The organism is Mycobacterium sp. NGS16, assembly GCF_059813225.1.
Map to the genome: position 1 here is coordinate 238,615 of NZ_JCALEE010000001.1, position 26,061 is coordinate 264,675.

General features: G+C 69.1%; 24 protein-coding genes. 19 read left to right on the forward strand and 5 right to left on the reverse strand.

The features are described 5' to 3' along the window. Nucleotides 1-49 precede the first annotated feature (49 nt). From purS to AC5Y4Q_RS01165, 3 genes are all read left to right on the forward strand, one after another. Nucleotides 50-289 carry a phosphoribosylformylglycinamidine synthase subunit PurS gene (purS, locus tag AC5Y4Q_RS01155; protein WP_019737534.1) on the forward strand — a complete coding sequence of 80 codons (240 nt, stop codon included), beginning with the start codon at nt 50-52 and terminating at the stop codon, nt 287-289. Continuing rightward, nucleotides 286-960: a phosphoribosylformylglycinamidine synthase subunit PurQ gene (gene purQ / locus AC5Y4Q_RS01160; protein ID WP_499957614.1), complete on the forward strand. Its 675-nt coding sequence runs from the start codon at nt 286-288 to the stop codon at nt 958-960. Before purS ends, purQ begins: the two co-directional genes overlap by 4 nt. Nucleotides 961-1,123: 163 nt before the next feature. After that, on the forward strand, nt 1,124-3,340 hold the full coding sequence (locus AC5Y4Q_RS01165; protein ID WP_499957616.1) for a PGRS repeat-containing protein: 2,217 nt from the start codon (nt 1,124-1,126) through the stop codon (nt 3,338-3,340). Here AC5Y4Q_RS01165 and AC5Y4Q_RS01170 read toward each other — a convergent pair. Together AC5Y4Q_RS01170 and AC5Y4Q_RS01175 are read right to left on the reverse strand one after the other, a co-directional pair. Continuing rightward, nucleotides 3,337-4,134, reverse strand: coding sequence for a family 1 encapsulin nanocompartment shell protein (locus tag AC5Y4Q_RS01170; RefSeq protein ID WP_064921424.1), 798 nt, complete (start codon nt 4,132-4,134; stop codon nt 3,337-3,339). The genes AC5Y4Q_RS01165 and AC5Y4Q_RS01170 overlap by 4 nt on opposite strands. Continuing rightward, on the reverse strand, nt 4,131-5,201 hold the full coding sequence (locus AC5Y4Q_RS01175; RefSeq protein ID WP_499958281.1) for a Dyp-type peroxidase: 1,071 nt from the start codon (nt 5,199-5,201) through the stop codon (nt 4,131-4,133). The genes AC5Y4Q_RS01170 and AC5Y4Q_RS01175 overlap by 4 nt, the downstream gene beginning before the upstream one ends. On the opposite strand from AC5Y4Q_RS01175, the gene AC5Y4Q_RS01180 reads away from it, so the two are divergent. The 9 genes from AC5Y4Q_RS01180 (at nt 5,200) to AC5Y4Q_RS01220 (ending at nt 15,947) form a co-directional block, all read left to right on the forward strand. Continuing rightward, nucleotides 5,200-6,456: a M18 family aminopeptidase gene (locus AC5Y4Q_RS01180; protein ID WP_499957618.1), complete on the forward strand. Its 1,257-nt coding sequence runs from the start codon at nt 5,200-5,202 to the stop codon at nt 6,454-6,456. The two genes, AC5Y4Q_RS01175 and AC5Y4Q_RS01180, sit on opposite strands and share 2 nt — an antisense overlap. 23 nt (nt 6,457-6,479) lie before the next feature. Beyond that, nucleotides 6,480-8,774, forward strand: coding sequence for a phosphoribosylformylglycinamidine synthase subunit PurL (purL, locus tag AC5Y4Q_RS01185; protein ID WP_125225340.1), 2,295 nt, complete (start codon nt 6,480-6,482; stop codon nt 8,772-8,774). A 10-nt stretch (nt 8,775-8,784) separates the two neighbouring features. Then, nucleotides 8,785-10,515 (forward strand): alpha/beta hydrolase, encoded by a 1,731-nt coding sequence (locus AC5Y4Q_RS01190; RefSeq protein WP_125225341.1) that lies wholly within the window; start codon nt 8,785-8,787, stop codon nt 10,513-10,515. A 24-nt stretch (nt 10,516-10,539) separates the two neighbouring features. Next, entirely contained in the window at nt 10,540-10,929 is a 390-nt protein-coding gene (locus AC5Y4Q_RS01195) for a sterol carrier family protein (RefSeq protein ID WP_064921429.1), read from the forward strand. Nucleotides 10,930-10,979: 50 nt separating this feature from the next. Beyond that, nucleotides 10,980-12,497 (forward strand): amidophosphoribosyltransferase, encoded by a 1,518-nt coding sequence (gene purF / locus AC5Y4Q_RS01200; RefSeq protein ID WP_064921430.1) that lies wholly within the window; start codon nt 10,980-10,982, stop codon nt 12,495-12,497. A gap of 135 nt (nt 12,498-12,632) precedes the next feature. After that, nucleotides 12,633-13,898, forward strand: coding sequence for an aromatic ring-hydroxylating oxygenase subunit alpha (locus AC5Y4Q_RS01205; protein ID WP_125225342.1), 1,266 nt, complete (start codon nt 12,633-12,635; stop codon nt 13,896-13,898). Between the two features lie 6 nt (nt 13,899-13,904). Next, complete coding sequence (locus AC5Y4Q_RS01210) at nt 13,905-14,234, forward strand: hypothetical protein (RefSeq protein WP_125225343.1); 330 nt, start codon at nt 13,905-13,907, stop codon at nt 14,232-14,234. Nucleotides 14,235-14,236: 2 nt separating this feature from the next. Continuing rightward, nucleotides 14,237-15,484 carry a metal-dependent hydrolase family protein gene (locus tag AC5Y4Q_RS01215; protein ID WP_125225366.1) on the forward strand — a complete coding sequence of 416 codons (1,248 nt, stop codon included), beginning with the start codon at nt 14,237-14,239 and terminating at the stop codon, nt 15,482-15,484. Nucleotides 15,485-15,494: 10 nt separating this feature from the next. Further along, nucleotides 15,495-15,947 (forward strand): MarR family winged helix-turn-helix transcriptional regulator, encoded by a 453-nt coding sequence (locus tag AC5Y4Q_RS01220; protein WP_064921433.1) that lies wholly within the window; start codon nt 15,495-15,497, stop codon nt 15,945-15,947. Nucleotides 15,948-15,956: 9 nt separating this feature from the next. Here AC5Y4Q_RS01220 and AC5Y4Q_RS01225 read toward each other — a convergent pair whose 3' ends face one another. Genes AC5Y4Q_RS01225 through AC5Y4Q_RS01235 form a run of 3 tightly spaced genes read right to left on the reverse strand, consistent with a single transcriptional unit; the run spans nt 15,957 to nt 19,583 of the window. Further along, nucleotides 15,957-17,612 (reverse strand): nitric oxide reductase activation protein NorD, encoded by a 1,656-nt coding sequence (locus AC5Y4Q_RS01225; protein WP_499957623.1) that lies wholly within the window; start codon nt 17,610-17,612, stop codon nt 15,957-15,959. Continuing rightward, the gene (locus tag AC5Y4Q_RS01230) at nt 17,609-18,430 is read right to left on the reverse strand and encodes a CbbQ/NirQ/NorQ/GpvN family protein (protein WP_499957625.1); all 822 of its coding nucleotides are present in this window, start codon (nt 18,428-18,430) and stop codon (nt 17,609-17,611) included. The genes AC5Y4Q_RS01225 and AC5Y4Q_RS01230 overlap by 4 nt, the downstream gene beginning before the upstream one ends. A gap of 4 nt (nt 18,431-18,434) precedes the next feature. Beyond that, nucleotides 18,435-19,583 (reverse strand): spirocyclase AveC family protein, encoded by a 1,149-nt coding sequence (locus AC5Y4Q_RS01235; protein ID WP_082952584.1) that lies wholly within the window; start codon nt 19,581-19,583, stop codon nt 18,435-18,437. Between the two features lie 98 nt (nt 19,584-19,681). Here AC5Y4Q_RS01235 and AC5Y4Q_RS01240 point away from each other — a divergent pair, with 98 nt between their 5' ends. The 7 genes from AC5Y4Q_RS01240 to AC5Y4Q_RS01270 all read left to right on the forward strand — a co-directional run bounded on the left by AC5Y4Q_RS01240 (nt 19,682) and on the right by AC5Y4Q_RS01270 (nt 26,049). After that, a complete protein-coding gene (locus tag AC5Y4Q_RS01240) occupies nt 19,682-20,284 on the forward strand; it encodes a TetR/AcrR family transcriptional regulator (protein WP_064921437.1) in 603 nt (200 codons plus the stop codon). Between the two features lie 67 nt (nt 20,285-20,351). After that, nucleotides 20,352-21,116, forward strand: coding sequence for an SDR family NAD(P)-dependent oxidoreductase (locus AC5Y4Q_RS01245; protein WP_499957629.1), 765 nt, complete (start codon nt 20,352-20,354; stop codon nt 21,114-21,116). A gap of 42 nt (nt 21,117-21,158) precedes the next feature. After that, nucleotides 21,159-22,373: an aromatic ring-hydroxylating dioxygenase subunit alpha gene (locus AC5Y4Q_RS01250; RefSeq protein ID WP_064921439.1), complete on the forward strand. Its 1,215-nt coding sequence runs from the start codon at nt 21,159-21,161 to the stop codon at nt 22,371-22,373. After that, entirely contained in the window at nt 22,370-22,705 is a 336-nt protein-coding gene (locus AC5Y4Q_RS01255; RefSeq protein WP_064921440.1) for a hypothetical protein, read from the forward strand. Before AC5Y4Q_RS01250 ends, AC5Y4Q_RS01255 begins: the two co-directional genes overlap by 4 nt. A gap of 35 nt (nt 22,706-22,740) precedes the next feature. Beyond that, a complete protein-coding gene (locus tag AC5Y4Q_RS01260; RefSeq protein ID WP_499957632.1) occupies nt 22,741-23,586 on the forward strand; it encodes a TauD/TfdA dioxygenase family protein in 846 nt (281 codons plus the stop codon). Between the two features lie 88 nt (nt 23,587-23,674). Further along, entirely contained in the window at nt 23,675-24,805 is a 1,131-nt protein-coding gene (locus tag AC5Y4Q_RS01265; RefSeq protein ID WP_499957634.1) for an acyl-CoA dehydrogenase family protein, read from the forward strand. Further along, nucleotides 24,802-26,049 (forward strand): acyl-CoA dehydrogenase family protein, encoded by a 1,248-nt coding sequence (locus AC5Y4Q_RS01270; RefSeq protein ID WP_499957636.1) that lies wholly within the window; start codon nt 24,802-24,804, stop codon nt 26,047-26,049. Before AC5Y4Q_RS01265 ends, AC5Y4Q_RS01270 begins: the two co-directional genes overlap by 4 nt. Nucleotides 26,050-26,061: the final 12 nt, after the last annotated feature.

The window sequence follows — 26,061 nt, forward strand, 5'->3', positions numbered from 1 at the left end:
CATCGGTATTGTTGACGCGACCGATTCCCCGTCGACAGTAGGAGCGCGCGTGGCCCGGGTGGTTGTGCACGTGATGCCCAAAGCCGAGATTCTCGACCCGCAGGGGCAGGCGATTGTCGGGGCGCTTTCCCGGCTCGGGCACACCGGCGTGTCGGACGTGCGGCAGGGCAAGCGCTTCGAACTCGAGGTCGACGATTCGGTCGACGACGCCGCGCTGGCCGAGATCGCCGAGACACTGCTGGCCAACACGGTGATCGAGGATTGGACCGTCAGCCGGGAGACGCCGTGAGCGCCCGGGTCGGTGTGATCACCTTCCCCGGCACCCTCGACGACGTCGACGCGGTGCGCGCCGTCCGGTTCGTCGGTGCCGAACCGGTCAACCTGTGGCACGCCGACGCCGACCTGAAGGGGGTCGACGCGGTCGTCGTCCCCGGCGGTTTCTCCTACGGCGACTACCTGCGCGCCGGCGCGATCGCCCGATTCGCCCCGGTGATGGGGGAGGTCATCGCGGCGGCCGGCCGCGGTCTGCCGGTGCTGGGCATCTGCAATGGTTTCCAGGTGTTGTGCGAGGCCGGACTGTTGCCCGGCGCGCTGACCCGCAACGCCGGTCTGCACTTCGTCTGCCGCGACGTCTGGCTGCGGGTGGCTTCCACCGAGACGGCCTGGACGTCCCGGTTCGAGGCCGACGCCGACCTGCTGGTGCCGCTGAAGTCCGGCGAGGGGCGCTATGTGGCCTCCCGGCAGGTGCTCGACGAGCTGGAGGGCGAGGGCCGGGTGGTGTTCCGCTACCTGGACAACGTCAACGGCTCGCTGCGCGACATCGCCGGGGTGAGCTCGCCCAACGGCCGGGTCGTGGGCCTGATGCCGCACCCCGAACACGCCATCGAAGCCCTGACGGGTCCCAGCGACGACGGGCTGGGGCTGTTCTACTCCGCGCTGGACGCGGTGCTGGCGGCGTAGCCGCAGCGTCAATCAGGCATTTACTGGGTGTTTGCTGTGACCGCAGTCGGCCTGACCGCGCACAACCTGATCGAGTCCGCCGCATTGCCAAGAATTCGCTCAGTCATCTCAGGCTTTGATAATGTCCCACGTCGCGGAGATTCGGCGACGGGCGGGAGGGCACATGGCCGGCGGGAAACACAGCGCGAAGCGGCGCCGCTCGGTCGGTGGCGCGGCCGTGGCGGCGTTGCTGGCCGTGACGAGCACGCCCACCGCCCGCGCGGACGCGTTCGACCTCGACTGGTTCGCAGAACTGTTCGGCCCGGCGCCCGCGCCGACCGCCGGCGCCGAGCCGGACTGGGCTGAGCTCGGTATCGCGGCGGCGTCCTACCCGCCGGACTTCGCGGGGTTCTATGCCCAGTGGGTCTACACGCCACTGCACGAGGCCGTCGAGTCGTGGATCAACAGCCCCTTCGGTCTCGTCGCTGCCGGCTTCATCAACACCATGGCGGGCCAATTCCTGATCGGCGACGGTGCCGACGGCAACGCCCTGCACCCGGACGGCTTCAACGGCGGGCTGTGGCTCGGTGACGGCGGCGACGGCTACGACAGCCTGCTGCCGGGGGTGGCCGGCGGCAACGGCGGCAACGCCGGCCTCTTCGGTGACGGCGGGGCGGGCGGTCACGGCTACGACAGCCTGCTGACCGGCGTCAACGGCACCGCCGGGGGGAACGGCGGCGCCGGCGGATCGGTCATGGGCAACGGCGGTGACGGCGGCGCCGGCGGCAACGGCTACGACAACATCGTGCTCGGCCGGCCGGCAACCGACGGCGGCAACGGTGGTGCCGGCGGCGCGGGTGCGGGCTGGCTGTTCGGCAACGGCGGCGCAGGCGGCGCCGGGGGCCGCGGCGGCCATGGCTTCAACGGCTTGGCCGCGCTCGGTGAGCACGGCACGGCGGGCGGTCACGGTGGAAACGGCGGGGCCGGCGGGGCCACCACGTCGTGGTTCAGCGACGGCGGCGCCGGTGGTGCCGGCGGGGCGGGCGGTGACGGCGGCCACGGCGGCTCCGGGGTGCTCGGTGGCGGCGCGATCGGTGCCGGCGGTAACGGCGGCGGAGGCGGCAACGGAGGTGCCGGCGGCAAGGGCGGCGCGGCGGTGCTCGGTGTGGTCGGCGCCGGCGGGTTCGGCGGCGCGGCCGGCGACGGCGGCAACGGCGGTGACGGCTCTTCCGGCATCTCATCGGTGCAAGCCGATGGAGGTCGCGGCGGTTCCGGCGGTAACGCGGGGTCGGCCGGGGCCGGCGGCCTGGACGGCAACGGCGCTCACCAGGCCGGGTCCGGCGGTGCCACCGCCTCCGGCGGCAACGGCGGCAAGGGTGGAGACGGGTTCGACACGCTGACCGCTGTGGGCCATGCCGGAAATGGGGGGCGCGGCGGCGACGGCGGCACCGGCGGCACCGATGGCAACGGCGGCGCCGGAGGCGCGGGCGGCGCCGGCGGAGACGGCTCCAACGGTCTGACTGTCGGCGTCGGCGGGGCTGACGGCGGTAACGGCGGTGCCGGGGGTGCGGGCGGCGCCGGCGGTAGCCATTCCGGCAACGGCGGCGTGGGCGGCGCCGGCGGGAACGGCGGTCGTGGCGGTGCCGGGCATGAGGGCGCCGGGGGCATCCCCAACGCCGGAGTGGGTGGGGACGGCGGCGGTGGTGGCCATGGCGGCACCGGCGGTGCCGGAGGTGCGGGCGGCGCCGCCCAGTCCGGCGCCGCCGGCCATGGGGGCGCCGGCGGCAATGGCGGAACCGGTGGCGCCGGTGGTGCCGGCGGCGTCGGTTCGACAGTGGTTTCCGCCGGTGACGGCGGCAGCGGGGGCCACGGCGGCAATGCCGGCGCGGGTGGGCAGGGCGGTATCTCCGCCCACGGCACCGACGGCAACGGCGGCCGGGGCGGCACCGGTGGCGGCGGCGGCGTGGGCGGCAACGGTGCCGTCGGTGCCCGGGGCGCCGTGGTCAACCAGTCGGGTACCACCGGCGGCAGCGGGGGCACCGGGGGTGCCGGCGGCAATGGCGGCGACGGTGGGGCGTCAACCGGAGCGGTGGGCGGCAACGCCGGCGACGGCGGTAAGGGCGGTACCGGCGGTGGCGGTGGCACCGGCGGTGCCGGCTACGGGGGCACCCTCTTCCCCGGCGCGGGGGGTGACGGTGGGACCGGTGGGATCGGTGGCGCCAGCGGCGACGGCGGCAACGGCGGATCCGGGGTGACCGGCGGCAGCGCAGGCAGCGGGCCGCAGGGCGGCGCCGGTGGTGCCGGTGGCGAGGCCGGCAGTGGCGCGCACGGCGAACCCGACGGCCAGACCGGTGCCCCGGGAGCCGGCGGCGCCCCGGGCCGGGCCGGCCTCCCGGGTTAGCAGGTCAAGGCGACCGCGGCTTCGGCGGTGTAGCACAGGAACGTACATGTCTCCTGCAGGTACAGCTGCACGTTCTCGGCGTCGTGCGACAGGTAACCGATCGACACGTCGGTGCCCAGGCGCAAGTCGAAGTCGCCGCCGCGGGTGGTCAGCACGAATGCGCCGTCGATCGCCGGCGCCCAGATGATGTCGCCGGTGACCAGCCGGCGCAGGTGCTCGCGGATCGGGTAGCCGTGATCGGAGGTTTCGCTGACCTTGGTGTAGGCATCGGCCGACAGCAGCACCGAATACGGGCCGTCCACCCCGGCCAGTCGCAGCGCCGACAGCGCCTGGCTGATCGCGTCCGGGATGTCCCGCGGATCCTCCGGCAGGGGCAGCGGCGCATTCGAACTCGCGTTGCGGATGCCCTCCACCGAAGCGGCCGGGTAGCCCCCGAAGATGATCTGGTCCTCGGCGAATGCCAGCTTCTTGGCCGCGTCCTTCACCGGGTCCCAGTCGGCGTCCTGTGAGCCCCGCTCGACATCGTCGATCTCCGCCCGCGACAGCGTGAACGGAACCCGCAGGCGTACCAGCGGTTTGCTGTCGCGCAGGTGCGCTTCCACCCCATCGGCCGGGGCGCCGATCCCGGTCAGCCGACCGGTGCCCACCGCGGCGGCCGTCGGACCGGCCGGTTCGCTCACGTCGACGACCCGGCGCCCGGCGATGTGCCGCTTGAATGTCCGGGCCGCCTCCTGCTCGATGTCGGCCCAGGCCGCGTCGGTGACCGGGGCCAGATCGCGATACAGGTTGTTCATTGCGAATTTCCTTTCAGGCTGCCGATATTCAGTGAGCCGTCAACGGTGGGCTCGACGGGCTCAGCCGGGGTCGGAGCCGCCGAGCCGGGGAGCGGCGGCGGATCGTCGAGGAAGTCGGCGGTGGGGGTGAAGAACAGTCCGCCGGTGATCGCGGTGGAGAAGTCCAGGATCCGGTCGGTGTTGCCGGGCGGGTCACCGAAGAACATGTTGCGCAGCATCTGCTCGGTGATCTCCGGGCTGCGCGCGTAGGCGATGTAGTAGGTGCCGGACCCGCCGTCGCCCACCGTGCCGAACGGCATGTTGTGCCGCACGATATCCAGCTCGTTGCCGTCCTCGTCGGTGATCACGTTCAGCGCGATGTGCGAGTTGGCCGGCTTCACCGCGTCGTCGAACTCGAGGTCGTCGGCCTTGGTGCGGCCGATCACCCGCTCCTGTTCGGTGACCGGCAGCGCTTCCCAGGCGGCCATGTCGTGCAGGTACTTCTGGACGTGCACGTAGGACCCGCCGGCGAAGTCCGGGTCCTCGTCGCCGACGGCGGTGGCGGCCAGCGCCTCGTCGCCGACCGGGTTCTCGGTGCCGTCGACGAAGCCGAGCAGGTCGCGATTGTCGAAGAACCGGAAGCCGTGCACCTCGTCGACCACGGTGATCGCACCGGCCATCGCCTTGACGATGCGGCCCGCGAGCTCGAAGCAGACGTCCAACGTCTCGCCCTTGACGTGGAACAGCAGATCCCCCGGGGTGGCCGGCGCGGTGTGCCGGGGGCCAACCAGCTCGACGAACGGATGCAGCTGCGCCGGGCGGGGACCGGTGAACAACCGGTCCCAGGCGTCCGAGCCGATCGAGGTCACCAGCGACAGCCGCTTGCTCGGGTCACGAAAGCCGATCGCCCGGGCGAAACCCGCCAGCTCCGGCAACGCCTCGTGGACGGTGGGCTCACCGCCCTCATCGATGGTGGCGACCAGGAAAATAGCCGCACAGGTCAGGGGAGCGGTGACGGGCTGAACGGACGGCACGGTATCGACCCTAACGCCCCCACCGACGTCCAGATGCGAAAGACTTGAGCCCATGGCGGCCACCGCAACCGGATTATGCGAGTTCATCGACGCCTCACCGTCGCCGTTTCACGCCTGCGTGACCGTGGCCGAACGGCTGCGCGCCGCCGGCTACACCGCGGTCGCAGAGACCGACCGCTGGCCGCAGCAGCCCGGGCGGTACTTCACGATCCGGGCCGGGTCGGTGGTGGCCTGGGACAGTTCTGAGCAGGGTGGCACCGATGCCGCGTTCCGGATCATCGGCGCGCACACCGACAGCCCGAACCTGCGGGTCAAGCAGCATCCGGCCCGGGAGGTGGCCGGTTGGCAGCTGGTGGCGTTGGCGCCGTACGGCGGTGCCTGGCTGAACTCCTGGCTGGACCGCGACCTGGGCGTCAGCGGGCGGCTGTCGGTGCGTGACGGGTCTCACCAGCTGGTCCGCGTCGACGAGCCGATCCTGCGGGTGCCGCAGCTGGCGATCCACCTGGCCGAGGATCGCGCAGCAGTCAAGCTGGACCCCCAGCGGCACCTGAACGCGGTCTGGGCCGCCGGCGGCGCGCCCCGGGACTTCCTGGGCTACGTGGCCGAACGCGCCGGCGTGCAGCGGCGCGACGTGCTCGGGTTCGACCTGATGACCCACGACCTGGCGCCGTCGGCGGTGACCGGGGCGGGCCAGGACTTCGTCAGCGCGCCGCGGCTGGACAACCAGGCCAGCTGCTACGCCGGCCTGGAAGCGCTGCTGTCCGCGCGGGGCGGCCGCTACCTGCCGGTGCTGGCGCTGTTCGACCACGAGGAAGTCGGCTCGACGTCGGATCACGGCGCCGGCTCGGAGCTGCTGCTGACCGTGCTGGAGCGGATCACGCTGGCCGCCGGCGGGGATCGGGAGGACTTTCTGCGCCGGCTGGCCGGCTCGACGCTGGCGTCGGCGGACATGGCCCATGCCACCCATCCCAACTACCCGGACCGTCACGAACCGGGCCATCAGATCGCGATCAATGCCGGGCCGGTGCTCAAGGTGCAACCGAACCTGCGCTACGCCACCGACGGCCGCACCGCCGCCACCTTCGCGCTGGCCTGCGACCAGGCCGGAGTGGCGCTGCAGCGCTACGAGCACCGGGCCGACCTGCCGTGCGGGTCGACCATCGGTCCGATGAGCGCCGCGCGCACCGGCATCCCCACCGTCGACGTGGGCGCCCCGCAGTTGGCCATGCATTCGGCGCGCGAGCTGATGGGTGCGCACGACGTCGCCTCCTACGCGGCCGCCCTGACCGCCTTCCTGGCGCCCGACTGAGCCGAAATCGGTGCCATACACTCATGCCTGTGACGTCCCCGACCACGCTCGACACCGTCGAACACGCCGCGGCCACCCCCGATCACCCGCAACCGTTTGCCGAGCTGGGCCTCAAAGACGACGAGTACCAGCGCATCCGCGACATCCTGGGCCGCCGTCCCACCGACGCCGAGCTGGCCATGTACTCGGTGATGTGGAGTGAGCACTGCTCCTACAAGTCGTCCAAGGTGCACCTGCGCTACTTCGGTGAGACCACCACCGACGAGATGCGCAAGGCCATGCTGGCCGGCATCGGGGAGAACGCCGGCGTGGTCGACATCGGCGACGGCTGGGCGGTGACCTTCAAGGTGGAGTCGCACAACCACCCGTCGTATGTGGAGCCCTATCAGGGCGCGGCCACCGGGGTGGGCGGGATCGTGCGCGACATCATGGCGATGGGCGCCCGCCCGGTAGCGGTGATGGACCAGCTGCGCTTCGGCGCCGCCGACGCCCCCGACACCCGCCGGGTGCTCGACGGGGTGGTGCGCGGCATCGGCGGCTACGGCAACTCCCTGGGGCTGCCCAACATCGGCGGCGAAACGGTCTTCGACGCCTGCTACGCCGGCAACCCACTGGTCAACGCGCTGTGTGTCGGTGTGCTCAAGAAAGAAGACCTGCATCTGGCGTTCGCGTCGGGCACCGGCAACAAGATCATCCTGTTCGGGGCGCGCACCGGCCTGGACGGCATCGGCGGGGTCTCGGTGCTGGCGTCGGACACCTTCGGCGGGGATGAAACCGGTTCCGGCAGGAAGAAACTGCCGTCGGTTCAGGTCGGCGACCCGTTCACCGAGAAGGTGCTCATCGAGTGCTGCCTGGAGCTGTACGCCGCCGGGCTGGTGGTCGGTATCCAGGACCTCGGCGGCGCCGGATTATCCTGTGCCACTTCCGAATTGGCGTCCGCCGGTGACGGCGGCATGGCGATCGAGCTGGACAAGGTGCCGCTGCGCGCGGCGAACATGACCCCGGCCGAGGTGCTCTCCAGTGAGTCGCAGGAGCGCATGTGCGCGGTGGTGGCCCCGGAGAACGTGGAGGCCTTCATGGCGGTGTGCGCCAAGTGGGATGTGCTGGCCACGGTGATCGGTGAGGTCACCGACGGCGACCGGCTGCAGATCACCTGGCACGGCCAGACCGTCGTCGACGTCCCGCCGCGCACGGTGGCCCACGAGGGCCCGATCTATCACCGCCCGGTGGCCCGCCCGACCACCCAGGACGCGCTCAACGCCGACCGCTCGGACAAGCTGCCGCGGCCGGTCACCGGTGAGCAGCTGCGCGCGACGCTGCTTGCGCTGCTTTCCAGTCCGCACCTGTGCAGCCGGGCGTTCATCACCGAGCAGTACGACCGCTACGTGCGCGGCAACACTGTGCTGGCCGAGCACGCCGACGGCGGGATGCTGCGCATCGACGAGGAATCCCGGCGCGGAATCGCCATCTCCACCGACGCCTCGGGGCGCTACACCAAGCTGGACCCCTACACCGGTGCCCAGTTGGCGCTGGCTGAGGCGTACCGCAACGTGGCCGTCACCGGCGCCACCCCGATCGCTGTCACCAACTGCTTGAACTTCGGGTCCCCGGAGGACCCGGGGGTGATGTGGCAGTTCGCCGAGGCGGTGCGCGGGCTGGCGGATGGCTGTGCGGCCCTGGGGATTCCGGTCACGGGCGGCAACGTGAGTTTCTACAACCAGACCGGCGCGACGCCGATCCACCCCACCCCGGTGGTCGGGGTGCTCGGTGTCATCGACGACGTGGAACGCCGGCTGCCGTCGGCGTTCGGCGTCGAACCGGGTGAGACGCTGATGTTGCTCGGTGACACCCGCGACGAGTTCGACGGCTCCATCTGGGCGCAGGTCACCGCCGACCACCTGGGCGGGTTGCCCCCGAAAGTCGATCTGGAGCGCGAGAAGCTGCTCGCCGAGGTGCTGTGTGCGGCATCGCGCGACGGATTGGTCTCCGGGGCGCATGATCTGAGTGAGGGCGGCTTCATCCAGGCCGTGGTCGAATCGGCGATCGCCGGCGAAACCGGTTGCCGCATCGTGCTTCCCGAAGATGCAGATCCGTTCGTCTTCTTGTTCTCCGAGTCAGCGGGGCGGGCACTGGTCGCGGTGCCCCGCACCGAGGAGAGCCGGTTTACGTCGATGTGCGAGGCCCGCGGGCTGCCGATCACGCGCGTCGGCGTGGTCGACCATGGCTCCGCGGAGGTGGAGGTTCAGGGCCAGTTCAGTGTGTCGCTGGCGGAACTGCGCAGCACATCCGAGGCGGTGCTGCCGGGGATCTTCGGATAGCCGCACCGGCATGGGGACCACGGTCGCACCGCGGGGCAGGCACCCGCTGCTGGTGTGGGCGTGGGGGCTGCTGCGGCTGAAGTTCGTCGGGGTGGCGTTCGGCGCCTTGTTCTTCTGCCTGTCGCTGACTCCGTCGCTGTTGCCGCGCGACTGGCTGTTCCAGGGGCTGATCGGCGGCATCAACGCTGCCTTCGGGTACGGGCTGGGCGTGGTGATCGGGGCGGTGGTCGACCGGCTCGTGCTGCGCGGTGCCCGGTGGTGGCCGCCGTCGCAGCGGGTGTTGTTCGCCCTGAAGGCGGCCGTGGTGGTGGCGGCGCCGACCGCATGCGTGCTGATGGTGCTTCCGGCCGCCGGCTGGCAACGGCAGGTGTCGGAGCTGCTGGGCATCGAGGGCCCGGCGACGCTGGGCTACCTGCGCACCCTCGGTCTCGCCATCGGTGTCGCCGCCGCCCTGGTGTCGGCGGTCCGCACCCTGATCGACGCCAGCCGGCTGGTGGCGCGCGCATTGATCCGGCGCTGGCACCTGCACAGCGAGGTCGCCCTGTTCATCGGCACCGCAATCGTCGTCGTCGTCCTGATCACCCTGATCAACGGGGTGCTGATCCGCGGGTTCTTCGCGGGTGCCAGCGCGGTGTTTCAGCCGGAGAACAGCGCCACCCAGCCCTGGGCTATCCAGCCCCAGCAGCCGGAGCGCTCCGGCAGCCCGGCGTCGCTGGCGCCATGGGAGACCCTGGGCAGCCAGGGCCGCAGCTTCGTCTCGGGGGGAGCGCACGCTGCCGAACTGAGCCGGATCAACGGGCGGCCGGCCCGCGAACCCATCCGCGTCTACGCCGGGCTGCACAGCGCCGGCGACGACCAGGCCCGGATGGAGCTGTTGGTCGACGAACTGGAACGCACGCACGCCTTCGACCGCCAGGTGCTGGTCGTGGTGCCGACCACCGGCACCGGTTGGGTCAATCCGGCCGCGGCCGACGCGCTGGAGATGCTCTACAACGGCGATAGCGCGATCGTCGCTGTGCAGTATTCCTATCTGCCGAGCTGGATCTCGTTCCTGGCCGACCAGCGCAAGTCGATGGACTCCGGCCGGCTGCTGGTGCACACCATCGCCGAACGCTGGCAACGTCTGCCCGCCGAGCACCGTCCCAAGCTGGTGCTCTATGGGGAAAGCCTGGGGGCGATGGCCGGTCAGGCCGCGTTCGACTGGCTGCCCGACATCGCCGAGATGGGGTTCGAGGCGGTGTTGTGGGTGGGCCCCCCGCAGGCCAGCCCACTGTGGCACGCGCTGCTGGTGCGGCGCGATCCCGGCAGCACCGCAACGTTGCCCCGTTACGACAACGGCCGTACCGTCCGGTTCTCCCAGGGCACGTTGCCCGCTGAGATCGCCCGGATCGCCGCGCCGCCGTGGCTGGGCACCCGGGTGCTGTTCCTACAGCACGCCTCCGACCCGGTGGTCTGGTGGTCGCCGGACCTGCTGTTCGCCCGGCCGGACTGGCTGACCGAGCCGCCCGGCCCGGACCGTACCGCGTCCATGCGCTGGTATCCGGTGGTGACGTTCTGGCAGGTCAGCGCCGACCTGGCGCACGGCGAGTCGATGCCGACCGGGCACGGGCACAATTACGCGGACACCATCTTGGACGGCTGGGTGGCCGTGCTGCCGCCGGACGGGTGGCAGCCGCAGGACACCGAGCGGATCCGGACCGCGTTGCGTGCGGCCCGGGGAACCGAAGGCCCGGTGTCCTAGGCGGCCCGGCATACCCTGAGGCACATGCCCGCAGCAGTCGACCCGGCGCAGACCCGCCAAGCCGTCCTGGCGCTCGCCGAGTGGCTGCGCGACGAGCGCCTGCCCGCCCCGGACCGCCCCGCGCTGGCCGCCGCGGTCCGCCTGACCGCGCGCACCCTGGCCGCGCTGGCCCCGGGCGCCAGCGTCGAAGTGCGGGTGCCGCCGTTCGTGGCCGTGCAGTGCATCGCCGGGCCGCGACACACCCGCGGCACCCCGCCGAACGTCGTCGAAACCGATCCGCGCAGCTGGCTGCTGTTGGTCGCCGGGCTGCTTTCGCCGGGCGCGGCGACCGCCGCCGGAAAGCTGCGGTTGTCGGGCTCGCGGGCCGGCGAGATCGCCGAGTGGCTGCCGTTGGTGAAACTCGGCGCAGATTGACCGTAGACTGAACGCTGTCATCTACGCGCGCCCCCGGGAGCAGACACAACGTGCTTGACCAGCAGGCGGAAGACCCTGAAAACCCGCCCCGCGAAGAATGCGGTGTCTTCGGTGTCTGGGCTCCCGGTGAAGAAGTAGCGAAGCTCACATATTACGGCCTGTATGCGCTGCAGCACCGCGGCCAGGAGGCCGCCGGGATCGCGGTCGGCGACGGCTCGCAGGTGCTGGTGTTCAAGGATCTCGGCCTGGTCAGCCAGGTATTCGAGGAGCAGACGCTGGCGGCGATGTCGGGCCACGTGGCGATCGGACACTGCCGCTATTCCACCACCGGCGAAACCACCTGGGAGAACGCCCAGCCGGTGTTCCGCAACACCGCGGCCGGCACCGGGGTGGCGCTGGGCCACAACGGCAACCTGGTCAACACCACCGAACTGGCCGGCCGCGCCCGCGAACTGGGCCTGCTCGACACCCGCCGTCCCGGCGTCGCCACCACCGACTCCGACATCCTGGGTGCGCTGCTGGCGCACGGGGCCGCCGATATCACCCTGGAGCAGGCGGCGCTGGAGCTGTTGCCGACGGCGCGCGGCGCCTTCTGCCTGACGTTCATGGACGAGAACACCCTCTACGCCGCCCGTGACCCGTGGGGGGTGCGGCCGTTGTCGCTGGGGCGGCTGGATCGCGGCTGGGTGGTCGCCTCCGAGACCGCCGCGCTCGACATCGTCGGCGCCTCGTTCGTCCGGGACATCGAGCCCGGTGAGCTGCTGGCGATCGACGCCGACGGGGTGCGCTCCACCCGGTTCGCCAACCCCACCCCCAAGGGCTGTGTGTTCGAGTACGTCTATCTGGCCCGGCCCGACAGCACCATCGGTGGCCGTTCGGTGCACGCCACCCGGGTGGAGATCGGCCGGCGGCTGGCCCGCCAGCATCCGGTCGACGCCGACCTGGTCATCGGGGTGCCGGAGTCCGGCACCCCGGCCGCGGTCGGATACGCCCAGGAGTCCGGCATCGCCTACGGGCAGGGCCTGACCAAAAACGCCTATGTCGGACGGACGTTCATCCAGCCGTCGCAGACCATCCGCCAGCTCGGTATCCGACTCAAACTCAACCCGCTGCGGGAGATCATTCGCGGGAAGCGGCTCATCGTCGTCGACGACTCGATCGTGCGGGGCAACACCCAGCGGGCGCTGGTGCGGATGCTCCGGGAGGCCGGCGCGATCGAGGTGCACGTGCGGATCGCCTCCCCGCCGGTGAAGTGGCCGTGCTTCTACGGCATCGACTTCGCCTCGCCCGCCGAGCTGATCGCCAACGTCGTCGAGGACGAGGCCGAGATGCTCGAGGCGGTGCGCCGCGCCATCGGCGCGGACAGCCTGGGTTACGTCGGGCTGGAAGACATGATCGCGGCCACCGAGCAGCCCCGCTCGCGGCTGTGCAGTGCCTGCTTCGACGGCAACTATCCGATCGAGCTGCCCGGCGACAGTGCCCTGGGCAAGAACGTGGTCGAGCAGATGCTGGCCACCACCGCATTGCAGGCCGAGAGCGGCAACGATCCGGCGCTGAGCCAGCCCTAAAGGCCGAACTTCCTTTCCCGGAGCCCCACGAGGCGATACCGCCGCCAGTATCAACTACTTGACATTGAACGGGGTAGTCGATAGCGTCGGCGCCATCGAGGCTCGTGAGCTGAGTCGGCTAGGACAGGAGTGGTTGTGGCGCGTTTTCCGAAGCCGCCCGAGGGCAGTTGGACCCAGCACTATCCCGAACTCGGTACCGGACCCGTGTCCTACCGGGATTCCGTCACGCCGGAGGTCTACGAGAAGGAGCGGGCGGCGATCTTCCGGCGGGCCTGGCTGAATGTCGGTCGAGTAGAACAGCTTCCGCGAAAGGGCAGCTACTACACCAAGGAACTCAAGGTCGTCAACACCTCAATCATCGTGGTGCGCACGGCATCTGACGAGGTCAAGGCCTACCACAACGTCTGCCGTCACCGCGGCAACAAGCTGGTCTGGGACACCATGCCGCTGGAGGAGACCAGCGGGAACTGCCGCCAGTTCACCTGCAAATACCACGGCTGGCGCTACGACCTCGACGGCAACCTGACCTACGTGCAGCAGGAAGAGGAGTTCTTCGACCTGGACAAGAGCCGCTACGGGCTGGTCGGCGTGCACTGCGAAGTCTGGGAAGGCTTCATCTTCGTCAACTTCGCGCGGGAGCCCGAACAATCGCTGCGCGAATTCCTCGGGCCGATGGTCACGGCATTGGACGGCTACCCGTTCGGGATGATGACGTCACGGTGGCAGTACCGATCGGCCGTCAACTCCAACTGGAAGCTGTTCCTGGACGCGTTCCAGGAGTTCTATCACGCGCCGGTACTGCACGGGAACCAGACGCCAGTGGCCTTCCGGGTGGCCGCCGAAGAAGCCGGCTTCGAAGCACCCCACTACCGTCTGGAAGGGCCGCATCGGCTGGTGAGCACCTCGGGGGTGCGGGCCTGGGAGATGTCCGCGGAGATGCGCAAGCCCATCGAGGAGATCTGCCAGAGCGGGTTGTTCGGCCCATGGGACGCGCCGGACATCGGGCCGATGCCGGAGGGCCTGAACCCGGCGAAATGCGATCCCTGGGGCTTGGATTCGTTCCAGATCTTCCCCAACTTCACCATTCTGTTCTGGGGCCAGGGCTGGTATCTGACCTACCACTACTGGCCGACGTCGCACGACTCGCACATTTTCGAAGGCACGCTGTACTTTCCGCAGCCTCGTACGCCGCGCGAGCGGGTCGCCCAGGAGCTCGCGGCGGTGTCGTTCAAGGAGTACGGGTTGCAGGATGCCAGCACCTTGGAGGCGACCCACACGATGCTCAGCACCGGCGCGGTGGACCGCTTCCTGCTCAACGACCAGGAGGTGCTGATCCGGCATTTCCACTGCGAAACCGCCAAGTGGATCGCCGAATACGAACAGGCGAACGCGAGGGTGTGAGTGTTGATGACCACTATGCTGCCGAGAGAATTCGGCGACCTCGAGCCGTTCAACGACTGGTGTCTCGGCACTGAACCGGAGCGCTACGCCAAGCGCATGAACAGTTCCATGGCCGACATGCAGGCCTTCTACGACGCCATCACGGCCCGCGCCGAAGATGCACTCGCCTACTGCGACAAGTTCAGCCTCGACGACATGCCCGAGGATGTGCTGAACCTGATGCACCTGTTGTACTCCATGATCACGGTGGCGTTTCCGGCCGAATCCTGGAAGCAGCCGCGAGTCCCCGACTCGGGTGCCGCTGTCATCGAGTGCGTCTCCGAGCCGTTCCCGTGAGCATGACCGAAACCACCGTGCTGCGAGCCGCCCGGTGGCTCGACATCGACGCCGGGATGGTGCGCTCACCGGCCGTCGTCGTGATCGAGGACGGCCGGATCACCGCGATCAATTCCGAAGCACCCGTAGACGTTTCCGCCGACGACATCGACCTCGGCGACGTCACGTTGCTGCCCGGCCTGATGGACATGGAGCTCAACCTGCTCATCGGCGGCCCGGGCAGCCCCGAAGGGCTTCCCACGCCGCTGCACGGGGTGCAGGATGACCCGGCCTACCGCACGCTGCGGGCCGCGGTCAATGCGCGGACCACCCTGGAAGCCGGGTTCACCACCGTGCGCAACCTGGGCCTGATGGTCAAGACCGGTGGGTACCTTCTCGATGTCGCCCTGCAGCGCGCCATCGACCAGGGTTGGCACGTCGGTCCGCGTATCTATCCCGCCGGTCATGCCGTCACCCCCTACGGCGGGCACCTGGATCCGACGGTCTTCCAACGGCTCGCGCCGGGTGTCATGCCGCTGTCGGTCGCCGAGGGCATCGCCAACGGCGTTCCCGACGTGACCGCCTGCGTGCGCTACCAGATCCGCCACGGCGCCAAGCTGATCAAGGTGTCGGCCTCGGGCGGGGTGATGTCGCACAGCACGTCTCCGGGAGCCCAGCAGTACTCCGATGCCGAGCTGGCGGCGATCGCCGACGAGGCGCACCGTGCGGGGGTGCGGGTGGCCGCCCATGCCATCGGCGACAACGCGATCCGGGCGTGTATCCGGGCCGGCATCGACTGCATCGAGCACGGCTTCCTGGCCACCGACGCCACTTTGGAGATGATGGTCGAGCACGGTACGTTCCTGGTCTCCACCACCTACTTGACCGACGCGATGGCCGTCGACCGGATTGCGCCCGAACTGCGCAAGAAGGCCGCCGAGGTGTTCCCGCAAGCCAAGGCCATGTTGCCCCGGGCGATCGAGGCGGGCGTACGCATCGCGTGCGGCACCGACGCGCCGGCCATCCCGCACGGCCAGAACGCCAAGGAACTGTCCGCGCTGGTGCAGCGCGGCATGACACCGCTGCAGGCACTGCGCGCGGCGACCGTCACCAGCGCCGAGCTCATCGACGCCGCGGACGAACTGGGGCGGCTGGCGCCCGGCTACCGCGCCGATATCATCGCGGTACCGGGAGATCCGACCCGGGACATCGGCACCACCGGTGACGTGCGTTTCGTCATGAAGGACGGCCGAATCTACAAGCGCAGCTGATCGGAGGGGCATGGATCCCACCCGCAATACCCTGTGGCTGCTCAAGCAGGCCTTCTACTATTCGCTGACGACGGTGAACGAGGCGATCAGCGATCACGGGGTGAGCACCGCGCAGATCGGGTTGTTACGTCAGCTGTCCGGTGAACCCGGGCTGTCCGGCGCCGAGTTGGCCCGCCGGCTGCTGATCACCCCCCAAGGGGTGCAACTGGCGTTGAGTGCGCTCGAGGGCCGCGGTCTGGTGGAGCGCAAACAGGATCCGCGGCACGGCCGGATTCTGCGGGCGTATCTCACCGACGAGGGGCGCTCGGTGGCCTCGGAGGTTGTCGCCGACGCGATCGCCGCGCACGACAAGGTCTTCGGTGTGCTGACACCAAAGGAGCAGGAGACACTGCGCGCGCTGCTGACCCGCGTGGTCGAGCAGGGGACCGGTCATACCCTGTTCGGTGACCACGTAGACCCCTGACCGCCGCTCTCACCGGGCCGGCTTCGGCGCGGCGAGTTCGGCGAGCGCAGCCGAGAACAACTGGTCCATCTGCGGGCTCAACTCGGCCAGCGTCATGGCGCTGGCGTGGCTGGCAGCGCCGAACACCTGCCGACTGGCCTCGGCGGCGCCGATGGTGAGGCAGAGGCAGGCCACGCCGTCTGCGCGGAGTTCCTCGATGGCCTTGCCGACATCGGCTTGCGCGTAACGGCCTTCGTAGCCGACGTCGTAGGGGAAACCGTCCGACAGGACGAGCAGCAGACGGTTCGGGGTACCCGCCTCGGCCTTGAGAATCTGTCCTGCGCCGCGGATTCCAGCGCCGAGCCGGGTGTAGCCCGACGGTTGAAGGCCGTTGAGTCGGGCTCGCCCGAGGGCGCCGAAAGGTTGCCCGAATGTCTTGATCGCCGGCAGCTGAACCAAGTGCCGGCCCTGTGACCGAAATGCGTAGACGGCTACTCGATCGCCGAGCTCTTCAAGCGTGACGGCCAGGGTGGCCGCCGCCCGTCGCTGATGGTCGTGTACCGCCAGGCCACCCGGATCGGTATCGGTCGCCGACCCGGAGGCATCCAGCAGGATGAGCACGCCGAGATTGCGGGCCAGCTTGCGGCGTTCGGTGTAGATGTGTTCGGGCGGCGAATAGCCGGAGCGCAGGTCGACGACCAACTCGATGAGCGCCTCGAGGTCGAGCTCGTCGCCGTCAGCGCGGCGACGTAACGCCTTGGGGCCCAACCCGACACGCGCCAGACGTCGCCGGAGCACCTCATCGTGGAGCACACCGGCTTCGGCGGCATCGGCAGCAACAGTGAACGGGAAATCAACCACCCGGCACCAGTTGGGCCGGTAGGTGTTGTTGAAGACATCCCACTCGGGATACCAGGCGCCGCCGACGCCTACCGTCGCGGCGGGCCTTCCGTCGTCGCTGAATCGGATCCGCGTCGGCAGCGGCCGGGCGGTCGCACCCACTGAGTGCGACCGCCGCAGGGTGCGCACCGGCATCTCTCCGCCGGAGTTGCTGTCCCCGGCCGAACGCGAGGCGCCGAGAAGCTTTCGCAGAAAGTCCGAGAGCGCTGGCGAATTGAAGACCGGATTGTCGAAGAGTTTGAGAATTCTGCTGTCGCCCGACCCGTCGCCGTCGGCGTCCTCGGGCGCCTCGGCGAAGTCGAGTTCCGCGCGCAGGTCCGCATCGGTGGCCTTCGCGCCAGACGGTGACGTCAACAGCTGCGAGGGTTTGATGACACCGAACCACTCCGGCGGATCGTCGACCTTCACCCGGCTCCTGGCCGCCTGAAGTGATTCTTCGGAACACGCCGTACGCGGGCGCGGCCCGGAGCGCAGTGTCGCTGCCAGCGGAAGCCGGTCGGCGAGTTCGGCCAGCACCCGGTCGCCTTCGAGTGCCAGGTAGCGCCGGGCCACCGTCGGGCGCGCCCGTAATGCCTTCACCAGCCGCGGATTCAGGCTTCCGGCACCGAGCAGAGCGGCTTGGACGAGCATCTCGCGGCGCTGCGTCGCCAAGCCGGCTCCCGCCGACACGAAGACGGCGCGGCCGTTCGTATAGGCGGCTTCACCCGCAGGCGCCTGCGAGACGTCGAGGGCCCGGCCCGCGACGTAGCTGGCGATGAACCTGAGGCGGTCCGGGGTTTCGGTCACAGCGGGGGGAGAACGGCGTCGACGAGTTCCCCCAGCGCGCGGATGACGTCGGCGTCGTCGGAGAGAATTTCGACGATGGCGGACTGGACGGCACTGCGCAGGCCGAGCCCTTCGGCGACGAGACCGCCGGCCAGGATCAGCATCCGGGTGGAGGATCCTTCCCGCAGCGGTGAGCCGTCCAGGTTCCGGATGGCGTTGCCGAGCGCGACCAGCGCACGTGCAGTCTGCGGGTCGATCCCGGCTTCGCGTGCAACGATCTCGGTCTCGATCTCGGCGGGCGGAAAGCCGAGCTCGATGGCGACGAACCGCTGGCGGGTCGACTCCTTGAGGTTCTTCAGCACGCTTTGGTATCCGGGGTTGTAGGAGATCACCAGCTGAAACCCCGGTGCCGCAGGCACCGTCGTACCGAGTCGATCGACCGGAAGCTCACGGCGGTGATCAGCCAGGGGATGGATCACCACGGTGGTGTCCTGGCGCGCCTCCACCACCTCGTCCAGATAGAAGATGGCTCCTTCGCGTACGGCGCGGGTCAACGGCCCGTCCACCCAGACCGTCTCTGAACCTTTGAGCAGGAACCGGCCTACCAGATCCGCCGACGTCATGTCCTCGTGACCGGCGACGGTGATCAGGTCGCGGCCCAGCTGATGGGCCATGGCCTCCACGAACCGGGTCTTCCCGCATCCGGTGGGCCCCTTCAACAACACCGGCAATCCGCGACGTGCCGCGGCCCGGAAGACCTCCACCTCGTCGCCGACCGCGCGGTAAAACGGCGCCGCAGTGGGACTTTCGACCGCCGAAGAATGACTGTTGGGCCGCACCTTCTCAGTTCCCGGGCTCGAACGGTACGATCGGGGGCACCGAAACGCCCTCGGGCATCACCAGTTGGCCGTCGACATTGACGTAGCCGGAGCGATTGGTCGGCATCGGCAGAACGGGATGCGGGCACGGCTTGTCGGTGCCGTCACCGCAGATGCCGCCGGTGAAGTAGGAGCGCTTCTGGTGGTCTTGTGGCCACGGATCGGCGTGCAGGGCGATCCATTGCGCGGGCCCCATGTAGAAGGCGAAGAAGCACGCGCTGACCCCGGCGAAGATCGCCAGGAACCGGGTGAACTGCTGCCGCGCGAACCCGCCTCGGACCTGATCGAGTCCGCGCTCGACGACGGTGCGGCCGCGGTCGTCGGTGAAGTAGCGCAGCGAACACAGCGCCGCCTGCACGGCTCCCCACATCAGTCCCTCGTAGACGGGCCATTGGTAGTAGGTGTCGGCATTGATCGACACCGAGCGGATCGCCCCGGGGTAGGTGTACAAGCCGGTCGGCAGCAGGACCAGACCCTCCATGACGAAGTCGAAGACGAACGAGATCGCATAGGTGACGGCGATCAGGCGAAGATTGCTGATGCCCGGCCAGCGCGCCTTGATCTTGCGCATCACCGCGCATCCGACGATGGTGATCAGCAGCACCCCGTAGGCGTAGCCCGGCACGTTCGTCAACAGCGGCTCGGCGACCTGGCGGCCGGGTTCCTCGGGTGACACCCATCCCGGAATGTGCGACGTCCACGAACCCCGGTTGAACAGCCAGGTGTTGTAGGTGCACCAGGTATTGAAGTAATTGAGCAGCGGGTCCTGGAAGAACATCAGGCCCATCGATGCAAACAGCATGCCGTCCAGCGTGATTCGCCGCTCGCGGCGCCAGGGCCGGATGAAAAACCACCAGATGGCGAACGGCAGGCCGACCCACAACACGACGGCGTTGGCGATCAGGGGCACCTTCATGTACATCGGCGGATCGTTCGGCCCTACCGGGACTCGTTCGAAGAACGGGCCGGTGATCCACCGCGCCCACACATACAGCTGTAGCGCCAGCAGCGCCCCGCCCACGGCCGCCCAGATCCGGATCGCCCCGCCGCCGGAGCGGACCGGCGATTTCGGCTCGGCGACAACGTTCTTCTGACTCGACACGCCGCTACTCATAATGCGGTCCCCTTCCCGATGGCGCAGTGGAGCAAAATATACTCATCGGTATCTCAGCTGCCAAGGGGTATCGAAGATTCTGTGGGATAATCTCGACCATGGTGGAGCGGTGGACCCGGGAGCGAAGGCTGGCCCACACCCGTTCGCTGCTGCTGGATGCCGCCGAGGAAGTATTCGCCGAAAAGGGCTTTAATACAGCGACTCTCGATGACATCGCCCAGGCCGCCGGGTACACCAAGGGCGCCATCTACAAGCACTTCGCCGGCAAGGAGGAACTCTTCCTGGCTGTCAGCGACCGGTACTGGCGCCGCTATTTCGACAATTTCGCCGAGGTGATGACGAACGCGAGCCAGGTCGGGGAGCGCGAGCTCGACGACATCGCCGAGCGTTGGCGCCAGCTGAGCCAGGACCGCGGCGCAGAGCACGCCGCGCTCGGGCATGAGTTCGCGCTGTACCTGCTGCGCAACCCCGAAGCCCGCGAGCGGGTCGCCGGCAAGCGGGCCGAGGTCGTCGAGCAGCTGGCGAAGTTCATCGTCGACGGCGTCGAACGGCTCGGCGGGACCCTGCTGATCCCGGCGCGCACGCTGGCCCAGGTGCTCGTCGCCACCAGCGATTCCGCCGTGCTGGCCAGCCAACTCGACGACATCGACCTCTACCGGCCGGTGGTCGCGATGTACGTCTCGATGATCAAGCTGCCCTGACCGGTGGTCACCGGCGTCGATAACCAGTACTTGAGATTAATGACAAGTACTTGATAATATCTCTGGGATGGATGCAACCACAGTGGTGTCGCCGCGGGTCGCCGTCGTCACCGGCGGGGCCTCGGGCATGGGCGAGGCCTCCTGCCACGAGCTGGGCCGGCGCGGTTATCGGGTCGCCGTCCTGGATATCAATGACCAAGCCGCACAGCGGGTCTCCGATGACCTGCGCGGCGTAGGCGTGACTGCGCTGGGCATCGGCGTCGACGTCACCGATCGCGCCATCGTCGACGACGCCTTCGCCAAAGTGCGCAGTGAGCTCGGTCCGGTCGCCGCCCTGGTCACCAGCGCCGGCGTCTTCGGCTACTCCGCCTTCGCCGACATCACCCCGCAGGAGTGGGCCCGAATCCTCGACGTCAACCTCACCGGTACCTTCCACTGCTGTCAGGCCGCGTTGCCGGACATGGTCGACGCCGGCTGGGGCCGCATCGTGATGATCTCGTCGTCGTCTGCCCAGCGGGGAACGCCGTTCGCCGCCCATTACGCCGCATCCAAAGGCGCGGTGATCACCTTGACCAAGTCGCTGGCCCGCGAGTACGCCGTGCACGGCATCACGGTCAACAACATTCCGCCCTCGGGTATCGAGACGCCCATGCAGTACCAATCGCAGGCAGCCGGTTACCTGCCGCCCAGCGAACAGATCGCCGCCAACATCCCGCTGGGCCGGTTGGGCACCGCCGACGACATCGCCGCCGCGGTCGGATTCCTGTGCTCACAGGAGGCAGGCTTCATCACCGGGCAGGTGCTGGGCGTCAACGGCGGATCAGTGATGTGACACAGCGAATTTCGCCGGCGCCAGGCAAACAGGGAGGTTCAGATGCAACGATCCGGTAGGCCCGCGGAGGGTTCGTGGACCGAGCACTACGATCTCGGCACCGGGCCGGTCTCGTTCGCCGATTCCACGTCGCGCGAGTTCTACGAGATCGAGCGTGAGGCGGTGTTCAAGCGCGCCTGGCTCAACGTCGGCCGCGTCGAGGAGGCTCCCGACCACGGCAGCTATGCCACCAAGGAAATCGAAGCGGCCCGGGCGTCGGTCATCCTGGTCCACGCGGACTGCGGGATGCGCGCCTTCCACAATGTCTGCCCGCGGTGTGCGACGAAGCTGGTCTGGGACGACTTCCCGGATCGCGAGACCGCCGGGCAATGTCAGGAGTTCACCTGCAAACGCTGCCGCCGCAGCCACGGATTCGACGGCACCGACCCGGACCTGATCGCCGTGCACTGCGACATCTGGAACGGCTTCATCTTCATCAACTTCGCACGCGAACCACGGCAGGGCCTGCGCGAATTTCTCGGGCCGATGATCACCGGTCTCGACGACTACCCGTTCGCCAAACTGACCGAACGCTACGACTGGGTGGCGCACAACAACAGCAACTGGAAGATCTTCGCCGACGCCTTCCAGGAGTACTACCACGTGCCGGCGCTGCACTCCCAGCAGGTTCCCGCTGCGGTGCGGGTACCCGGCGCCGGCTTCACCTGCGGTCACTTCCAGCTCGACGGGCCGCACCGGTTGGTGTCCACCGCCGGCCGGCGCCGCTGGCTGCTGCCCCCGGAGTACATGTACCCGATCGAGCGGGCAACCCGCAGCGGGCTGGTCGGCCCCTGGCAGACCCCCGACATCGGCGAGCTGCCGGCCGGGGTGAATCCGGGCGGTATCGAGCCGTGGGGGATCAGCAACTTCCAGATTTTTCCCAATACCGAGATCCTCATCTACGGCGGCTGGTACCTGCTGTACCGGTACTGGCCGACCTCGCACAACACCCACCGGTTCGAGGCCCATACCTACTTCCATCCGGCCCGCACCGTGCGCGAACGCATCGAGCACGAGGTCGCGGCGGTGGTGCTCAAAGAGTTCGCGCTGCAGGACGCCGGCATGCTCGGCGGCACCCAGGCCGCGTTGGAGTACGGCATCGTCGACGATTTTCCCCTCAACGATCAGGAGATCCTGGTTCGCCACCTGCACAAGGTGGTCGTCGACTGGGTGGACGACTACCGGAAAGACCCCGCCGGCGCAGGAGCGATCCGATGACCGTCAAGAGGCTGCCCAGCGCCTTCGCCGAACTGGAGAAGTTCACCGAAACCTGGTGTCTACCAACCGAAACCGAACGTTTCAACCAGAGGCTGGCCAGCACCATCCCAGAGCTGCGGGTCTTCTACGACGCGTTCTTCCCGCGGTTGGAGGAAGCGATCGACTACTGCGACAAGTTCACGCTGGACGAGCTCCCCGAGGACGCCCTCAACCTGCTGCAGCTGATCTATTCGCTGGTCATGGTGGCGATGGCGGTGGAAGTCATGGGCCAGCCCGCTCCCGTCGACGCTGCCGACGCCGTCATGATCCGCACCGGCTGGCCGGTTCCGTGACCACCGGAAATCCATCGCCCGAAAGGACGCAGCCGATGAGTCTGCTCACGATCAACAAACTCACCTCCTCCGTCGGCGCCGAGGTCGTCGGCGTCGACCCGCAACGGCTGGTCGACGACGATGAGCTCGCCGCCGCGGTGCTCGACGCACTCGAGGACAACGGGGTGCTGGTCTTCCCCGACCTGCAGCTCAAACCCCGGGATCAGGTGGCGTTCTGCACGCGGCTGGGCAGCGTCGACTTCTCCTCGGACGGCCACCACGAGGTCGCCGGCATCTATCCGATCACGTTGAACACCGCGAAGAATTCCGCGGCGAGCTACCTGCGCGCCACCTTCGACTGGCATATCGACGGCTGCACGCCGATGGGCGACGAGTGCCCGCAGAAGGCCACCGTGCTCTCCGCGGTGCAGGTGGCCGAGCGTGGCGGCGAGACCGAGTTCGCCAGCTCCTACGCCGCCTACGACGTGCTCACCGACGACGAGAAACAGCGCTTCGGCTCGCTGCGGGTGGTGCACTCGCTGGAAGCGTCCCAGCGCAGGGTTACACCCGACCCGACACCGGAAGAGCTGGCCCGGTGGCGGGCTCGGCCCACCCACACCCACCCCCTGGTGTGGACCCACCGCACCGGCCGGAAGTCGCTGGTGCTGGGCGCCTCCACCGACTACATCGTCGGGATGGATCTCGACGAGGGCCGCGCACTGCTGGCCGAACTGCTAAGGCGCGCCACGGTGCCCGACAAGGTCTATCGGCACAAGTGGTCGGTGGGCGACACCGTCATCTGGGACAACCGGGGTGTGCTGCATCGCGCCGCCCCGTACGACCCCGGCTCCCCGCGGGAAATGCTGCGCACCACGGTGCTCGGTGACGAGCCCATCCGGTGACCCGCCCCGGACCGCTGCCGCAGAACGGTTGCGGCGATAGCCTGCCGGTCAAGGCGGTCAACGCCGTTGGCGTCCAGAAGGAGACTCTATGACCGACTTGTCCACAGAGAGCGAGCTGTTTGTCGCCACGGCCCGCGCGTTTCTCGACAAGACCGCGCCGCTGAGCGGGCAACGTGACCTACACGCCCAGGGCCGCTCCTACGATCCACAGTGGTGGACGCAGGCCGCCGAACTGGGGTGGGCCGGCTTGTTGGTGCCCGAGGAACTCGGCGGGGGCAGCGTCTCCGACAGCGGCCTGCACGACCTCGCGGCGCTCGCCGAAGCGATCGGGCGCACGGTCGCGCCCGGGCCGCTGTACCCGGTGAGCACCGTGCTGGCCGGCTTGGTCGACGCCGACAACCGCGCCGACCACGCCGCGACCATCGCCGCACTGATCTCCGGTGAGCAGGTAGCGACCTGGGCGGCCGACGAGCCGGGCCGAGGCTTTCGGCCGCACCAGTCGGCCGTCGCCGCCACCGGAACCGGCTACCGGCTCAACGGCGTCAAGGACCGGGTCGAGGCAGGTGCGCAGGCCGATCTGATCCTCGTCGGCGCCCGCACCGACGACGGCGCGCTGCGGCAGTTTTTGATCCGCGCCGACGCCCCGGGCGTGACGGTGCACCCGCAGCCCTGCATCGACCTGGTGAAGCAGTACGCGCGCCTCGAGCTCGACGACGTCGAGGTCGAGGCAGTCGTGGGCAGCGCCGCGCAGACACCGCAACTCATCGACCGCCAGACCGAGGTCGCGATCGCCCTGACGTGCGCCGAGACCGTGGGAATTCTGGACGCCGTACTGGCGATGACCCTTGCATGGACCCGGGACCGGTACAGCTTCGGCCGGCCGCTGGCGTCCTACCAGGCGCTCAAACACCGGCTCGCCGATATGACCATGTGGATGCACGCCGGCCGCGCGATCGCCGCCGGCGCCGTGGATAAGGTGGCCGCGCGCGCCCCGGACGCCGGGATGTGGGTCAGCGCCGCCAAATCCTATTTGGGCGAACACGCCGGGTTGCTGGTCCAGGAGTGCGTCCAACTGCACGGCGGCATCGGCGTCACGTGGGAACACGACCTGCACGTGTACCTGCGCCGGATCACCTTGTATGCCGGCCTGTTCGGCACAGCGGGCGAACACCACCAGGCCATCGTCCGGGCCGCGACCACCACGGAGCCGGCCGCATGAGCCAGACCACCGCGACCGAAGAGTTCACCGTCACCGAGTTCGCTGCCCGGGCGCGCAGCTGGCTGGCGGCCAACATGCCGCGTCTCGATCCGCAGCACCCGCCGCGCAACGGGCGCGACGACGAGGGCGCCTGGCAGCGGGCGCGGGAGCTGCAGCGGCGCCTGTATGACGGCGGATTCGCCGGGATCTGCTTCCCGCGCGAATACGGCGGCCTGGGCTTGGACACCCGCTATCAGAAGGCCTTCGACATCGAATCCGACGGCTACGAGATGCCGTTGATACTCAACGTCCCGACCTTCACCATCTGCTGCGCGACGCTGCTCGACACCGGCAGTGAGGAGCAGAAGCGCCGGCACATCCATGCCGCGCTGCGTGGGGAGGAGGTGCTCGTCCAGCTGCTCTCGGAACCCAGCGGTGGGTCCGACCTGGCGGGTCTGATCACCCGCGCCGATCGTAACGGGGACAGCTGGGTGATCAGCGGCGCCAAGACCTGGAGCACCAGTGCCTTCGCCGCCGACTACGGACTATTGCTGGCCCGCACCGATTCCACGGTGCCCAAACACGACGGCCTGACGATGTTCCTGATGCCGATCGACGCTCCCGGCGTCACACTGCGGCGTATCGAACAGGTCGACGGCACCAACGAGTTCTGTGAGGAGTTCTTCGACGGCCTGCGCCTCGGCGACGACGCGGTCGTCGGCGAGGTCAACAAGGGCTGGGACGTCGCCTCCCGCTTGCTGTTCCACGAGCGCCGCGCCGTCGGGCAGGGCTCGGAGTTCGCCAGCGGACGCGGCCCCGAACGCGCGGAAATGGCCGCCGGTGACTTCCTGGTCCTGGCCGCCGACGCCGGAACCGTCGACGACCCGCTGATCCAGGACAAGATCGGCCGGGTGCTGGCCCGGCGGATGGTGCGCGATTGTCTCGTCGACTATGTCGGACGCGCCATGCGCACCGGGGCGCTGCCACCGGCGGCCGGCTCGCTCATCCGGCTGTTCCACTCCGATGTGACTTTCCTGGAGGTCGATACGGCCACCGAGGTCGCCGGGCCGCTCGGGGTCGTCGACGGCGACGCACAGCTGCTCAAAGTCGGAAAGCGGTACCTGTCGCGCCAGACGGTGGCCCTCGGGGGCGGCAGCAATGAGATGGCCCGCAATGTCATCGCCGAGCGCGTGCTGGGCCTGCCCCGCGAATACGCCGCCGACCGGGGTGTCCCCTTCAACCAGGTGCGACACAACAGGGCCTGACCGCGCCGGCCC

Excerpts from the sequence above, each read along its gene's own strand:
- AC5Y4Q_RS01180 (WP_499957618.1), top strand. The coding sequence starts at position 5,200 with ATGGCGGCCACCGCAACCGGATTATGCGAGTTCATCGACGCCTCACCG.
- AC5Y4Q_RS01270 (WP_499957636.1), top strand. The coding sequence starts at position 24,802 with ATGAGCCAGACCACCGCGACCGAAGAGTTCACCGTCACCGAGTTCGCT.
- AC5Y4Q_RS01170 (WP_064921424.1), bottom strand. The coding sequence starts at position 4,134 with ATGAACAACCTGTATCGCGATCTGGCCCCGGTCACCGACGCGGCCTGG.
- AC5Y4Q_RS01215 (WP_125225366.1), top strand. The coding sequence starts at position 14,237 with ATGACCGAAACCACCGTGCTGCGAGCCGCCCGGTGGCTCGACATCGAC.
- AC5Y4Q_RS01240 (WP_064921437.1), top strand. The coding sequence starts at position 19,682 with ATGGTGGAGCGGTGGACCCGGGAGCGAAGGCTGGCCCACACCCGTTCG.
- AC5Y4Q_RS01250 (WP_064921439.1), top strand. The coding sequence starts at position 21,159 with ATGCAACGATCCGGTAGGCCCGCGGAGGGTTCGTGGACCGAGCACTAC.
- AC5Y4Q_RS01245 (WP_499957629.1), top strand. The coding sequence starts at position 20,352 with ATGGATGCAACCACAGTGGTGTCGCCGCGGGTCGCCGTCGTCACCGGC.
- AC5Y4Q_RS01260 (WP_499957632.1), top strand. The coding sequence starts at position 22,741 with ATGAGTCTGCTCACGATCAACAAACTCACCTCCTCCGTCGGCGCCGAG.
- AC5Y4Q_RS01220 (WP_064921433.1), top strand. The coding sequence starts at position 15,495 with ATGGATCCCACCCGCAATACCCTGTGGCTGCTCAAGCAGGCCTTCTAC.
- AC5Y4Q_RS01175 (WP_499958281.1), bottom strand. The coding sequence starts at position 5,201 with ATGGGCTCAAGTCTTTCGCATCTGGACGTCGGTGGGGGCGTTAGGGTC.
- AC5Y4Q_RS01210 (WP_125225343.1), top strand. The coding sequence starts at position 13,905 with ATGACCACTATGCTGCCGAGAGAATTCGGCGACCTCGAGCCGTTCAAC.
- AC5Y4Q_RS01265 (WP_499957634.1), top strand. The coding sequence starts at position 23,675 with ATGACCGACTTGTCCACAGAGAGCGAGCTGTTTGTCGCCACGGCCCGC.
- AC5Y4Q_RS01255 (WP_064921440.1), top strand. The coding sequence starts at position 22,370 with ATGACCGTCAAGAGGCTGCCCAGCGCCTTCGCCGAACTGGAGAAGTTC.
- AC5Y4Q_RS01195 (WP_064921429.1), top strand. The coding sequence starts at position 10,540 with ATGCCCGCAGCAGTCGACCCGGCGCAGACCCGCCAAGCCGTCCTGGCG.
- AC5Y4Q_RS01235 (WP_082952584.1), bottom strand. The coding sequence starts at position 19,583 with ATGAGTAGCGGCGTGTCGAGTCAGAAGAACGTTGTCGCCGAGCCGAAA.
- purL (WP_125225340.1), top strand. The coding sequence starts at position 6,480 with ATGCCTGTGACGTCCCCGACCACGCTCGACACCGTCGAACACGCCGCG.
- AC5Y4Q_RS01165 (WP_499957616.1), top strand. The coding sequence starts at position 1,124 with ATGGCCGGCGGGAAACACAGCGCGAAGCGGCGCCGCTCGGTCGGTGGC.
- AC5Y4Q_RS01190 (WP_125225341.1), top strand. The coding sequence starts at position 8,785 with ATGGGGACCACGGTCGCACCGCGGGGCAGGCACCCGCTGCTGGTGTGG.